The sequence below is a fragment of the Ruegeria sp. BHSB058 genome (genome assembly GCF_059613285.1).
Genome location: NZ_JBXWSF010000010.1, coordinates 17981 through 30731, shown reverse-complemented (window position 1 = coordinate 30731; position 12751 = coordinate 17981). Strand labels below are relative to the sequence as shown.

Sequence of the window (12751 nt, the reverse complement as noted above, 5' to 3'; positions counted from 1 at the left end):
CGAGGTTTTCTGAATGATACGTTTTGTTGCTGCTGCGGCGGTCATGACCGCCTTTTTGTTGCCTACGACATCCAATGCGGAACGTGAGCCGGTCTATTCCGGTGGGTCCGAGGTGGTGAGCCGGAACGAACAACCGGGTCAGAGTTTTCGCGACTATCTGAAGTCTCTGAAGCCGAAAAAGGAAGCGGACCCGATCGAGGTCAGCTATACCCGCGACTGGCTCGACCAGCGACCCAAGGCGACAGGTGGCGAAAGATGGCAGTGCCTGGCCGAGGCTCTGTACTTCGAAGCCCGTGGCGAAAGCGTCAAGGGTCAGTTTGCCGTCGCCGAGGTCATCCTGAACCGCGTGGCGAACGAGCGGTTTCCCGATACGGTGTGTGGTGTCATTCGTCAGGGGACAGGTCGAAAGTACCAGTGCCAGTTCACCTATACCTGCGACGGCCACAAGGAAGTGATCGCGGAAAAAGAAGCCTATGAACGTGTGGCCAAGGTCGCCCGTCTGGCGATTGACGGTGTGGCCGATGACATCACCGATGGTGCCACCCACTATCACACCAAGGCGGTCCGCCCGTCCTGGTCGCGCGTCTTCAAGGAAACCGCGCGCGTCGGAGTGCACATTTTCTACCGGCCCAACTACCGCACTGCCAGCAACTGATTGACGCACCCGCGCTGGAACCCTGATGGCAGGGTGCGCGCAAATGCCTATATTGCGGTTCAGGAGGACCGCGATGAAACTCACCCGGCGGCAGGTACTGGCAGCTTCGGCTGCAATGGCGGCGTTTCCCGTTCGCGCAAGGGCGGCTTTGCCCGTTCTCGAAGCGCGCGAGGCAATTCAGCAGGTCGCGCCCGACAGCTATGATCCCACGCAGATCTGGAGCTTTGACGGCACCGCGCCGGGGCCGGAAATCCGGGTCAGGCAGGGGGCCCGCGTACAGCGGCGTATCCTCAACTCGTTGCCGCAACCGACCTCGGTTCACTGGCATGGTATCCGCATCGACAACGCCATGGATGGGGTGCCGGGCCTGACACAGGATCCTATCCAGCCCGGCGAAAACTTCGATTACGACTTTACCGTGCCCGACGCCGGAACCTACTGGTATCACGCGCACAATCAGACAGTCGAGCAGGTGGCCAGGGGGCTGCACGGACCGCTGATCGTTGACGAACCGGTTGCCCCGGATATCGACCGGGACCTGACACTGGCGCTGGACGACTGGCGCCTGTCGCCCGAAACCGCGCAGATTACCGAAGATTTCGACAACGGGCATGACCTCAGCCATGCCGGGCGCCTCGGTAACCTTCTGACTGTCAACGGCCGTTTCGATCCGGGTTTCGACGTTTCCACCAATGACCGGCTGCGGCTGCGGCTTATCAACGTGGCCAATGCGCGCGTGTTCGATCTTGGGCTCGACGGGCTGGATGGCTGGATCGTGGCGCTTGATGGTATGCCGCTGGATCAGCCGCAACGGGTCAACGGCTCCTTCCCGCTGGCCCCGGCGCAGCGTGTCGACCTGCTTGTCGATGTCACAGTCGAACCCGGTCTGACGGCCAGCCTCGTCAGCATCGAAAGGGACGAGGGTTTTGGTCTGGCCCGGTTCGACGTGCGTGGTCAGAACACTCAGAACCGCCGCAACATTCCCGCTCCGCTGCCGCCCAATTCGGTCGGGCAGGGGCTGAGCCTTGACGACGCACCGCTGCACCGGATGGCGATGCAGGGCGGCGCAATGCGCTGGCTGGATCACGCGCAGATCGACGGCGTTGATCTGACGGGTCAGGAACTGGCCGAACTGGGCCGGTTCTGGGCGCTGAACGGACAGGCGGCAAGGCCAGCCGATCCGTTCCTCGACGCCGCGCGCGGCAGTTCGCACCGGATCGAGTTCGTGAACGACACCGCGTTTTTCCATGCCATGCATATGCATGGCCACCATTTCCGCCTGATCCAGCCCGATGGTTCTTTGGGTCCGTGGCGCGATACGGTTCTTGTCGCGCCCGGCGAAACCCGTCAGGTCGCGCTGATGGCGGACAATCCGGGCGACTGGCTGTTGCATTGCCACATGCTTGGGCACGCGGCTTCTGGTATGATGAGCTGGTTCAGGGTCTCCTGACGACGTATTCTGTCGCTGGTGTGGCGTTTGTGAAGCTGTTATAGGCTGCCGCAACGTCTATCTAGGGCGGACCCGTCCATCGAGCCGAAAAAAGGCCAGATCTATGAGTTCTGAAATCCGCCTCGCATTTGCGCACCCGTCCGAACGCTCCGAAGCCACCGCGCCGCGCGGGCCGCTGGACCGTATCTCGTTGCGTGACCACATCGTCGAGGTCGAGATTGGCGCCTTTCAGGCCGAGCGCGGCACCACCCAGCGCATCTGTTTCAATATCGTGGTCGAGGTCAAACCCCTGACCGGACCGATTGATGACGATGTCGACCGCATCCTGTCCTATGACCGGGTGACCGAGGCCATCGCACATGAGCTGTCCGCAGAACGCCTGAACCTGCTGGAAACACTGGCCGAGCGTGTAGCGGAACGCATTCTGCTTGAACCTCAGGCCGTAAGGGCCTTTGTCCGCATCGAAAAACTTGATCGTGGCCCCGGCGCATTGGGGGTCGAGATCGTGCGCGGCAAAGACAAGCTCCATCATGACGTCGCCGCCGAGGAACGCCCCCATCCCCGCCTCGTCTTCCTGTCGAACGAGGCGATTTCGTCGCCCAACCTGACGGCATGGATCGACCAGCTGGAACATCGCAGGCGCCCGCTGATCCTGTGCGTCGGGGCTTCGCCACTTGCGGTGCCACAGACCGGGCACGCAATGACCCAGCGCCGGATCGATCTTCTGGCCATCGAACAGAACGCCTGGGTTCTGGCAGCGCGCGATCACCGCTGCGTTGTCGTCTCGACCCGGACCGAACTGGACTGGGCCATGAAGAACGGCCAGATCTGCGTCTGGGCGCCGTCCAAGATCGTGCTCGACGCGGTGGACGGCCCCTCGGCCAAACGCGCTGATGCCGTGGCGCTGTCGGCCTGGTTTGCGGCAACCTTCGAAGCCAGTGAAATGCTGGTGATCGGCGGCAATCTGCCGGAAGAGGCCAGCGTGCCCCTGCGCCAGATTCCGGTGGAGAAGGCCCAACTGTGAGCGACTACTACCGCCCACTGGTGCAACAGGGCCAGACGCAGCCCGATGGGGCCGTCCCGCTGGCAGGGACGGATATGTGGTTCACCCATGCCGAAAGACTTGACCGAAACGCCCCCGCGTCCGTCATCGAGGCGCGCGCGATCCCGGCGCAGGCACTCGACCGGCTGATCGCGCCCCGTGCCCCGGTCGCCGGTCTGGGTATGGGCCAGCCGCAGATCATGGGGGTCATCAACACCACGCCGGACAGTTTTTCCGATGGAGGGCGGCACGACACCGTCGAAACCGCCCGCGCGGCAGCGCTCGAAATGGTGGCGCATGGGGCAACGCTTCTGGATATTGGCGGCGAATCCACCCGGCCCGGGTCGCAGACCGTGGCCATCGCCGAGGAAATCGCCCGCACCGTTCCCATAATCACGGCCATCCGCGCCGAAACGGATACGGCAATCTCGATCGACACCCGCAAGACGGCTGTGGCGCAGGCCGCTGTTGCGGCGGGGGCCACGCTCGTCAATGACGTTTCGGGTTTCGTGTTCGATCCTGATCTCGCGCCCTATTGCGCCGCGCATCAGCTGCCGGTCTGTGTCATGCACATGCAGGGCGATCCGGCGACAATGCAGGACGAGCCACACTATGACAATGTGCTGCTCGACGTGTACGATTTTCTTGAGTCTCAGGTTTCCCGACTTGAGGCTCAGGGCCTTTCACGGTCGAACATCGTGGTCGATCCGGGGATCGGTTTTGGCAAGACCGAGGCGCACAACCTGACCCTGCTGCGCAATCTCAGCCTGTTTCACGGTCTGGGCTGCCCGATCCTGTTAGGCGTGTCCCGCAAGGGCTTCATCGGGCGGATCGGCAAGGAACCGCGCGCCGACGCCCGCGCACCGGGTTCTATCGCCGTGGCGCTGGCCGGGTTGGCGCAGGGGGTTCAGATAATCCGCGTGCATGACGTCAGGGAAACCGCGCAGGCCTTGCGCCTTTGGGCCGCAGTCCGGTAATCCTGTCGCCAGCAGCTAACGGAGGCACATGATGCGCAAGTTGTTCGGCACCGACGGGGTGCGGGGAACTGCCAATACCTATCCGATGACGGCGGAACTGGCCTTACGCATGGGCGCGGCGGTGGGGCGGTATTTCCGTCGCGACGCCTCGGGCGTGCACCGGGTCGTGATTGGCAAGGATACCCGCCTGTCGGGTTACATGTTCGAAAACGCGCTGACCGCGGGGCTGACCTCGACCGGCATGAACGTGCTGCTGCTGGGGCCGGTGCCGACACCCGCCGTCGGGCTGATGACCCGCTCGATGCGGGCCGATCTGGGCGTGATGATCTCGGCCAGCCACAACCCGGCCCAGGACAACGGGATCAAGTTCTTCGGCCCCGATGGCTTCAAGCTTTCCGATCAGGCTGAAATCGAAATCGAACGGCTGATCGAAGAAGGTGTGAGGCCGGCGCAGGCGCACAACATCGGCCGCGCGCGCCGGGTCGATGACGCCCGGTTCCGCTATGGCGAGCGGGTGAAATCCTCGCTGCCGCGGGATCTGCGGCTCGATGGCCTGAAAGTGGTGATCGACTGCGCCAACGGCGCGGCTCACCGCACCGCGCCCGAAGTGTTGTGGGAACTTGGGGCCGATGTCATCCCGGTGGGGGTTGCGCCCGACGGCAAGAACATCAACCTGGGCTGCGGCTCCACCCAGCCTCGCGTCGCCGCCGAAACGGTGGTCGCACATGGTGCCGACGTCGGCATTTGTCTTGATGGCGATGCCGACCGTGTTGTCGTCATTGACGAAACTGGCGCGGTGGCCGATGGCGATCAGCTGATGGCGCTGCTCGCCACACGCTGGGCCGCCGAGGGCCAACTCAGCGGCGGCGCGCTTGTGGCGACCGTCATGTCCAACCTTGGCCTCGAACGCCACCTTGGCAGTCAGGGCTTGCGGCTGGAGCGCACCGCCGTGGGCGACCGCTATGTGGTCGAGCGGATGCGCGAAGGCGGCTTCAACCTGGGCGGCGAGCAATCTGGCCATATCGTCATGAGCGATTATGCCACCACCGGCGACGGGTTGATGGCGGGGCTGCATTTCCTGGCCGAAATGGTGGCGTCGGGCCGTCGCGCCTCGGAACTGGCACGTCAGTTCACACCGGTGCCGCAGCTTCTGAAAAACGTGCGCTTTGACGCGGGCCAGACTCCCCTTGACCTGCCCGAAGTGCAGCGTGCAATTGCCGATGCCGAAGGGGCGCTGAACGGCAAGGGGCGCCTCTTGATCCGTAAATCCGGCACCGAACCGCTGATCCGCGTGATGGCGGAATGCGAAGACGAGGGCCTGCTGGAGCAAACGGTGGATTCGGTGGTGAACGCGGTTTCGGGGGCGGTCTCAGCCTGACCGCCCGAACAGCCGCCTCAGCGCGCCATACTGGCTGAGGCCGACCCCCGACAGGATCAGCAACAGTGCCCAAATCAGGGTCGGGGGCATTGGCTCCCCCAGAAATACGGCCCCCAGAACAACAGCCCAGACCGGCACCTGATAGTTCGTCAGGCTCATGAAAACCGGCCCGGCGGTGCGCACCACAGTCACCCGCAGGATATTGGCCGCCGCCGTCGGCACCAAACCCAGAAACGCCGCCAGCCACAGCGTGCGCTGATCCGGCAGCACGGGTGGCCCGTCCACCGCCCAGGCCATCGGCACGATCGCCACCGCGCCAATCAGCAACAGAACCGTGGACAGGCCGATCGGATCGACCGGCGGCAACCGCCGCAGCAGGATCGAGGCCACCGCATAACAGGCCGCAGCCGTCAGGCAGGCCAGCCGCCCCGGCAACTCGCGCACATCGCCCGAGCTTTCGAACGCCTGCGACCCGATCAACAGCGCCACCCCGGCAAAACCGATAACAAAGCCCAAGCTGCGCCGCAGGGTCATCCGTTCGCCGGGGACAAAGAAATGCGCCAGCGGGACCACCATCAGCGCGATCGAGGCCATCGAAACCCCGGTAAAGCCCGAGGTGACATATTGCTGCCCCCACGAGATCAATGAAAACGGAATGGCCGAATTGAGCAGGGCGATGCCAATCAGGGAAATCAGGCCCTCCCTGCCCAGCGGTTCGCGGAACAGCCTGCCGCCCAGGGCCTGCCAGACCGCAAGGCTCAGCACCGCGCCAAAACCGATGCGAAAGGCCGCCAGCCAGAATGGCGTCATCTGTTCCAGCACCAGCTCGATGATCAGGAACGTCCCGCCCCAGACAAAACCCAGCGTGGCGACCATCAACCAGCTTTTCGTCGTGATCTCAGGTCGTTGGTCCATAGGCCCCTCAATACTCGAGCGAGACCAGACAGGCGCCGCAATCCCATGTCAACGGATTTCATCTCGCCCGGAAACAAAAAAGGGCGCCGCTGGGCGCCCTTTGTCTTGCGTCGGAACCGTGATCAGTTCTTCGACTTGTCGACCATCTTGCCGGCCGAGATCCACGGCATCATGCCGCGCAGCTTTTCGCCGACCTGTTCGATCTGATGCTCGTCATTGGCTCGGCGCGATGCCTTGATCGTCGGCTGGCCAACCGCATTCTCCAGCATGAAATCGCGGACGAACTTGCCCTGCTGGATGTCGTTCAGAACTTCTTTCATGGCCTTCTTGGTCTGCTCATAGGGCAGGATGCGCGGGCCGGTGACATACTGGCCGTATTCGGCGGTGTTCGAGATCGAGTAGTCCATGTTGGCAATGCCGCCTTCATAGATCAGGTCAACGATCAGCTTCACTTCGTGCAGACATTCGAAATAGGCCATCTCGGGGGCATAGCCCGCCTCGACCAGCGTCTCGAAACCGCAGCGGATCAGTTCGACCAGACCACCGCACAGAACCGCCTGTTCGCCGAACAGGTCGGTTTCGCATTCCTCGCGGAAGTTGGTCTCGATGATGCCCGAGCGGCCGCCGCCGATGGCGGAGCAATAGGACAAGCCGGTCTCCAGCGCCTTGCCGGTGGCGTCGGTGTGAACCGCAACCAGACAGGGCACGCCGCCGCCCTTGACATATTCGCCGCGCACGGTGTGGCCGGGGCCCTTGGGCGCCATCATGATGACGTCCACGCCCTCTTTCGGCTCGATCAGGCCGAAATGCACGTTCAGGCCGTGGGCAAACGCGATGGCGGCACCCGGACGGATGTTGTCATGCACGTATTTCTTGTAGGTCTCGGCCTGCAGTTCGTCGGGCATGGTGAACATGATGACGTCGCACCAGGCCGCCGCTTCGGCGATGCCCATCACCTGCAGACCTTCGGCTTCGGCCTTCTTGGCGGATGCCGAGCCTTCGCGCAGCGCGACGACCAGGTTCTTGGCGCCCGAGTCGCGCAGGTTCAGCGCATGGGCGTGGCCCTGGCTGCCATAGCCCAGGATGGCCACTTTCTTGTCCTTGATCAGGTTGATGTCGCAATCGCGATCGTAATAGACGCGCATGATGCCGGTCCTTTCTGTTTTGATTGCTGCGCTTTTACCGCCAGTTTCGGGTATTGGCGAGAGCGCTGGGATTGAGTATTTGTGAAAAAGGCGAAGAACTATTCGTCAAAATAAAAGATTGCGATAAAAACATGCTTGACGATATCGACCGCCGGATTCTGCGCCATTATCAGGCCGATCCAAGCCTCTCGACCGCCGAACTGGCCGAGCGCAGCCGCATCACTTCGGGCGTGTGCTGGCGGCGGATCGAAAAGATGCAGGCTGCCGGTATCATCCAGGGGCAGGAGGCGGTGATCGACTGGCGGGCGCTGGGCTATGCGGTCGAGGTCAGCTTGCGCGTCACGCTCGACAAGACCCAGCCACGCGCCTTTGACGAGTTCATCGCAGCGGCGCGGCAGGTACCCGAGGCGATCGAGATCCAGACCTTTCTGGGCCGGGTCGATGTGCGCCTGTCAGTGATCGCCCGCGACATGCCCCATTATCAGCAACTCTATCGCGACCGCATCCTGACCCTGCCGCATATCGCCGACATCGAGGCGCTGATGCATATCGCTCGGGTAAAGCGTGACGAGGTGCTGCCGGTATGATCGAGCTGGACGAAATCGACCGCAAGCTGCTGCGGGCGCTGGCCCAGGACGCCACCCAAAGTGCTGGCGCGCTGGGCCGCCGCCTTGGCCTGTCGCAACCCGCCACATGGCGGCGGATCAGGCGGCTGGAAGAGGCGGGGGTGATCAAGGGCCGCCGTCTGCGCCTGAACGCCGAGGCGCTGGGATTCGGCGTGACGGTGTTTCTGGGTGTCAAACTGGCGCGCAAGGGGCAGGTCAGCCTGGAAGATTTCGAACGCGCCGTCAGCGCCATCCCCGAAGTGCAGACCGTGGAGCATGTGCTGGGGCTCTACGACTATCGCCTGCGCGTCGTGGCGCGGGACCTGTCGGATTTCGAACGCGTCCTGCGGCGGCGGATCATGACGCTGCCCGGCGCCGGCGATGTCGAGGCCAACGTCCTGCTGAGCGAGGAGCGGCTGCCCGGACCGATCGGATAGATGGCCTCAATACTGGCTGCTGATCCTGAACCCGGGATGATGGGTCATCCGGGCAAAGGTCACCGGCGTGCCGTTCAGCCAGGTCATGCGCTCGGTCTGCAGCACCGGTGCGCCGGGCGTGGTGCCCATGAATTCGGCAAGGCGCCCGTCGGTTCCGATGGCGGAAAAGGTGACAGTCGCCTCGGCGAACGGGGCGGCGTTCAGCAACCACTCATGCGGGCCGGAGCGGCTGAAGTCGGCCTGTTCCACATCGGGCACCGCCGCGATGTTGATCCAGCGTTCTTCCAGTTGAAACGGGCGGTTGTCGGCGTAATGCATGCACAACAGGTGCAGCACCGGGGCATCATTGGGCAAGCCCAGTTGCGAGGCCAGCCAGGCGGGGCTGGTCAGCACTTTCCTCTCCACCAGCGCATATCGGTATTGGGAATTTCGATCTTCGACCGTCTGGCGGGCCAGCGCGATTTCCAGCCGGGCCTGTTTCGCGGGTGATCGCTTGACCCTTGTGCCGCTTTTTCGCTTGCGCTCGACAAACCCCAGTTCGGCCAGTTCCCGCAATGCGCGGTTGACGGTTGCCCGGGCGCAGCCGAACTCTTCGGCCAGTTCCGCTTCCGTCGGCAGGATCGCCCCCTGCGGCCAAATGCGATATTCAATCCTGCGTTTAACTTCATCTCTAATAAGTTGAAAACTAATGCGTTTTTGCGCCGTCACTGGTAACTCCGTACATTCATGTTCTGGCTGCATACATCTGTTCAGAAACACGTCTAAGTGTAAAGGCATGGTGACACTGTATGGTGCCATTTCTGTAATCTCTCGTTATCAAACGTTAATATTTCTTTGCCATCAGGCGGTTATCAAATTGTGGTGACCGTGAAATCGCCCCAGGTGTCGATAATCGCGGTTTTCTGACGAATTCCTGCTTTACCTGTCGTCAGGCCGAGGTCAGAAAAGGGGGACCGCGTCAGAAAGGACAGAACATGCCCGCGCTGCTTGATACCGTTGACCCCGAAGGTCTCGAAGAATTCTCCGTGGTTTTCACCGACCGCTCCCTGAATCACATGTCCGCGACCTTTCAGCAGGTCATGCGGGACATTTCGGCCACGCTGCGCGACGTCTACAATGCCGATGCCGTCGCGGTGATCCCCGGCGGCGGCACCTATGGGATGGAGGCGGTGGCCCGGCAGTTCGCGCGCGGTGCCAACGTTCTGGTGGTGCGCAACGGCTGGTTCTCCTATCGCTGGAGCCAGATTTTCGAAACCGGTGGCCTCACCGCCAGCACGACGGTGATGAAGGCGCGTCAGACCGGCAACGCCACACCGTCTCCCTTTGCCCCCGCACCGATTGAAGAGGTCGTGGCCACCATCCGCGAGCAAAAGCCGGATATCGTCTTTGCCCCGCATGTGGAAACCGCCGCCGGGGTGATTCTTCCGGATGACTACATCACCGCCATGGCGGCCGCGGCGCACGAGGTCGGCGCGCTGATGGTGCTGGATTGCATCGCCTCGGGCTGCGTCTGGGTCGACATGAAAGCCACCGGCGTCGATGTCCTGATCTCGGCCCCGCAAAAGGGCTGGAGCGCCTCGCCCTGTGCCGGTCTCGTGATGCTGTCGGAACGGGCCGAGACCCGGTTGGCCGAGACCACCTCGGACAGTTTCGCCATCGACCTCAGGAAATGGCGCGACATCATGAAAGCCTACGAGGGCGGCGGGCATGCCTATCACGCCACCATGCCCACGGATGCGTTGCGCGCCTTCCGCGACACCATGGCCGAAACCCGCGAATACGGTTTCGACAGGCTGCGCGATGCGCAATGGGCGCTGGGCAACGGCGTGCGGGCGATGCTGAAGGACAAGGGCATCACGTCCGTGGCCGCCGAAGGCTTTGGCGCGCCGGGCGTGGTGGTCAGCTATACCAGCGATCCCGAGGTGCAGAACGGCAGGAAATTCGCCGCGCTGGGCATGCAGATCGCCGCCGGGGTGCCGCTGCAATGTGATGAACCGCAGGGGTTCAGCACCTTCCGCCTCGGCCTGTTCGGCCTCGACAAGCTTTATGACGTCGATGGCACGATCGGTCGGTTGAAACGGGTTCTGGATCAGGTGCTCTGAACGGCTGGCGGGCTTCGGCCCGCCCGCGCGTCACCGCACGCCAAGCCCCATCTGCATCAGCGTCTTGCGCACCGGGGCCAGCGAGTAAAGCGCGCTCAGCCCCAGCGCCCGCGCATCCCGCAAGGGGCGCGCTTCCATCATCGAGGCGCGGTTCAGCAGGTCGATCCCCCTGACCCTCGCCGCGATCTCGTTGTGCCGCGCCTTGTGATAGGCCTCCAGCATGTCCGCATCGCCCAATCCCTCGGGCCGCGCCTGCGCCAGATCCAGCAGCGACCGCAGATCGCCCAGCGACATGTTCAGCCCCTGCGCTCCGATGGGCGGCACCACATGCGCGGCTTCGGCCATCAGCGCCACCCGCTCACCCGCCAGCCGCTCTGCCGACTGGCTGATGATGGGCCAGATGGTGCGGCGCGAGGCCAGTTTCAGCGGTCCGAACAATCCGCACGACCGCTCGGTCATCGCCGCCTCGAACGCCTCGGGCTTCATCTGCATCAGGTCCAGCGCTTTTGGTCCCCGTTCCATCCAGACGATCGCCGATGACGGCTGGCTCTGCCAGTCCGGCAGCGGCACCAGCGTGAACGGCCCGCCCGAGCGGTGGATCTCGGTCGAGACATTGTCGTGCGGGATAGTGTGGGTCACCGCAAAGGCCAGCGCCTTCTGACCATAGCGGGTGGTGTGAACGCCAATGCCCGCCGCCTCGCGCATGGGCGAGTTGCGCCCGTCTGCCGCAAGCACCAGCTTGCATGTCACGCGGGCGCCATCGCTCAGGCCGACACGGGCCTGAGCCATCCGGGTGAACAGGCTGGTGGTTGCGGTTCCGGGGCGGAAATCGACATTTGGCAATTCGGTCAACCGGGCCACCATCTCGCGCCTGAGCAGCCAGTTGGGCAGGTTCCACCCGAATGGCTGGTCCGAGATGTCGGCAGCATTGAAATCCCGGACCACGCGGGGTTCGGGCACCTCGCCGCCGGCGTCGACGATGCGCATGATTTGCAGCGGCGCGGCATGCTCGGCCAGCCTTGCCCAAAGCCCGCATTGCTCCAGCAGGCCGCGCGCGGGCTGCAGAAACGCCGTGGTGCGCAGGTCCGACCCTTCGGCGTCGCGCTCTGTCACCGGCAGGGCAGGGTCGACGCAGACCACATCGAATCCGGCGGCACCAAATGCGGCCGCCGCCGTCAGCCCGGCGATGCCGCCACCGGAAATCAGGATGTCACAGCTGGTCTTCATGGCAAAATCTCCGTTCCGGCCGGACCCTAGGCGGTTTCGCAACCCGGTGCCAAGTGACATCCTGTCCCGTGCGCGTGTCTCAGACCAGCCGCGACAGGAACGCGGTCAGATCGGCGGTGTGATGATGGATATGATCTGCCGGATGATGCTCGGGCGCCACATGTACCGTGCGCATCCCCATCTCGTGCGGCGCGGCCAGGTTTCGGGCGTCATCCTCGAACATCGCGGCCTGCGCGGCGTCGATGCCGTCACGGGCGAATATCGCCTCGAACGCCGCCCGCTCGGGCTTGGGCCGGTATCCGGCATGTTCGACGCCATAGATCGCGTCGAACAGCCCGCTCAGCCCGCGCGCCGCCAGCACCCGTTCGGCATAGGGCGCGCTGCCGTTGGTATAGACGATCCGGCGCCCCGGCAGCGACCGGATATGGTTTGCAAGGGCGGTATCCGCCTCCATATGGCTCATGTCGACCTGATGCACCGCAACCAGATAAGGATCGGGGTCCAGGTCATGTTCCGCCATCAGACCGGCCAGCGTGGTGCCGTATTGCCGCCAGTATTGCGACCGCAGCCGGTCTGCCTCGGCCCGGTCCACCCTCAGCGCATCCATGACATATTGCGTCATCAGCACCTCGATCTGGTCGAACAGGCGCATGTGCGGCGGATAAAGGGTGTTGTCCAGATCGAACACCCATTGCGTGACATGAGAGAATGCAGGCTTCACCATGCGTGCCGGTTTAGGCTGGACATGGTCGGATTTCAATCTTGATTGCAGGCACACCCGGCGGATAGACAGGTCCGAACAGGGAGCCAGATGACAC

The 12751-nt window shown here is 63.5% G+C and carries 13 protein-coding genes; 8 read left to right on the top strand and 5 right to left on the bottom strand.

Annotated features, from left to right (window positions below):
* The first annotated feature begins 13 nt into the window (after window positions 1–13).
* The 5 genes from AC2FNB_RS04315 (at window position 14) to glmM (ending at window position 5502) form a co-directional block, all read left to right on the top strand.
* Entirely contained in the window at window positions 14–655 is a 642-nt protein-coding gene (locus AC2FNB_RS04315) for a cell wall hydrolase (RefSeq protein WP_496744688.1), read from the top strand.
* A gap of 73 nt (window positions 656–728) precedes the next feature.
* Complete coding sequence (locus AC2FNB_RS04310) at window positions 729–2105, top strand: multicopper oxidase family protein (protein WP_496744686.1); 1377 nt, start codon at window positions 729–731, stop codon at window positions 2103–2105.
* 103 nt (window positions 2106–2208) lie between these two features.
* Complete coding sequence (locus AC2FNB_RS04305; protein ID WP_480748230.1) at window positions 2209–3129, top strand: dihydroneopterin aldolase; 921 nt, start codon at window positions 2209–2211, stop codon at window positions 3127–3129.
* Window positions 3126–4124, top strand: coding sequence for a dihydropteroate synthase (folP, locus tag AC2FNB_RS04300; protein WP_496744684.1), 999 nt, complete (start codon window positions 3126–3128; stop codon window positions 4122–4124). Before AC2FNB_RS04305 ends, folP begins: the two co-directional genes overlap by 4 nt.
* Before the next feature lie 31 nt (window positions 4125–4155).
* The gene (gene glmM / locus AC2FNB_RS04295) at window positions 4156–5502 is read left to right on the top strand and encodes a phosphoglucosamine mutase (RefSeq protein WP_480748232.1); all 1347 of its coding nucleotides are present in this window, start codon (window positions 4156–4158) and stop codon (window positions 5500–5502) included.
* Here glmM and AC2FNB_RS04290 read toward each other — a convergent pair.
* The gene (locus AC2FNB_RS04290) at window positions 5494–6417 is read right to left on the bottom strand and encodes a DMT family transporter (protein WP_496744682.1); all 924 of its coding nucleotides are present in this window, start codon (window positions 6415–6417) and stop codon (window positions 5494–5496) included. The genes glmM and AC2FNB_RS04290 overlap by 9 nt on opposite strands.
* Window positions 6418–6539: 122 nt before the next feature.
* Window positions 6540–7562 (bottom strand): ketol-acid reductoisomerase, encoded by a 1023-nt coding sequence (ilvC, locus tag AC2FNB_RS04285; RefSeq protein ID WP_480748234.1) that lies wholly within the window; start codon window positions 7560–7562, stop codon window positions 6540–6542.
* A gap of 131 nt (window positions 7563–7693) precedes the next feature.
* Here ilvC and AC2FNB_RS04280 point away from each other — a divergent pair, with 131 nt between their 5' ends.
* Together AC2FNB_RS04280 and AC2FNB_RS04275 are read left to right on the top strand one after the other, a co-directional pair.
* Window positions 7694–8149 (top strand): Lrp/AsnC family transcriptional regulator, encoded by a 456-nt coding sequence (locus AC2FNB_RS04280; RefSeq protein ID WP_496744681.1) that lies wholly within the window; start codon window positions 7694–7696, stop codon window positions 8147–8149.
* Complete coding sequence (locus AC2FNB_RS04275; protein ID WP_480748236.1) at window positions 8146–8604, top strand: Lrp/AsnC family transcriptional regulator; 459 nt, start codon at window positions 8146–8148, stop codon at window positions 8602–8604. Before AC2FNB_RS04280 ends, AC2FNB_RS04275 begins: the two co-directional genes overlap by 4 nt.
* A 6-nt stretch (window positions 8605–8610) precedes the next feature.
* Here AC2FNB_RS04275 and hutC read toward each other — a convergent pair whose 3' ends face one another.
* The gene (gene hutC, locus AC2FNB_RS04270; protein WP_480748237.1) at window positions 8611–9312 is read right to left on the bottom strand and encodes a histidine utilization transcriptional repressor HutC; all 702 of its coding nucleotides are present in this window, start codon (window positions 9310–9312) and stop codon (window positions 8611–8613) included.
* A gap of 266 nt (window positions 9313–9578) precedes the next feature.
* Here hutC and AC2FNB_RS04265 point away from each other — a divergent pair, with 266 nt between their 5' ends.
* A complete protein-coding gene (locus AC2FNB_RS04265) occupies window positions 9579–10706 on the top strand; it encodes an aminotransferase class V-fold PLP-dependent enzyme (RefSeq protein ID WP_496744679.1) in 1128 nt (375 codons plus the stop codon).
* Between the two features lie 30 nt (window positions 10707–10736).
* On the opposite strand, the gene AC2FNB_RS04260 is transcribed toward AC2FNB_RS04265, so the two are convergent.
* Together AC2FNB_RS04260 and AC2FNB_RS04255 are read right to left on the bottom strand one after the other, a co-directional pair.
* Window positions 10737–11933 (bottom strand): UbiH/UbiF family hydroxylase, encoded by a 1197-nt coding sequence (locus tag AC2FNB_RS04260; protein ID WP_496744677.1) that lies wholly within the window; start codon window positions 11931–11933, stop codon window positions 10737–10739.
* A gap of 79 nt (window positions 11934–12012) precedes the next feature.
* Window positions 12013–12657 (bottom strand): pyrimidine 5'-nucleotidase, encoded by a 645-nt coding sequence (locus AC2FNB_RS04255; protein ID WP_496744675.1) that lies wholly within the window; start codon window positions 12655–12657, stop codon window positions 12013–12015.
* Window positions 12658–12751 lie beyond the last annotated feature (94 nt).

Coding starts and splice junctions, on each gene's coding strand:
- AC2FNB_RS04315 (WP_496744688.1), top strand. CDS start 14: ATGATACGTTTTGTTGCTGCTGCGGCGGTCATGACCGCCTTTTTGTTG.
- AC2FNB_RS04310 (WP_496744686.1), top strand. CDS start 729: ATGAAACTCACCCGGCGGCAGGTACTGGCAGCTTCGGCTGCAATGGCG.
- AC2FNB_RS04305 (WP_480748230.1), top strand. CDS start 2,209: ATGAGTTCTGAAATCCGCCTCGCATTTGCGCACCCGTCCGAACGCTCC.
- glmM (WP_480748232.1), top strand. CDS start 4,156: ATGCGCAAGTTGTTCGGCACCGACGGGGTGCGGGGAACTGCCAATACC.
- AC2FNB_RS04290 (WP_496744682.1), bottom strand. CDS start 6,417: ATGGACCAACGACCTGAGATCACGACGAAAAGCTGGTTGATGGTCGCC.
- ilvC (WP_480748234.1), bottom strand. CDS start 7,562: ATGCGCGTCTATTACGATCGCGATTGCGACATCAACCTGATCAAGGAC.
- AC2FNB_RS04280 (WP_496744681.1), top strand. CDS start 7,694: ATGCTTGACGATATCGACCGCCGGATTCTGCGCCATTATCAGGCCGAT.
- AC2FNB_RS04275 (WP_480748236.1), top strand. CDS start 8,146: ATGATCGAGCTGGACGAAATCGACCGCAAGCTGCTGCGGGCGCTGGCC.
- AC2FNB_RS04265 (WP_496744679.1), top strand. CDS start 9,579: ATGCCCGCGCTGCTTGATACCGTTGACCCCGAAGGTCTCGAAGAATTC.
- AC2FNB_RS04260 (WP_496744677.1), bottom strand. CDS start 11,933: ATGAAGACCAGCTGTGACATCCTGATTTCCGGTGGCGGCATCGCCGGG.
- AC2FNB_RS04255 (WP_496744675.1), bottom strand. CDS start 12,657: ATGGTGAAGCCTGCATTCTCTCATGTCACGCAATGGGTGTTCGATCTG.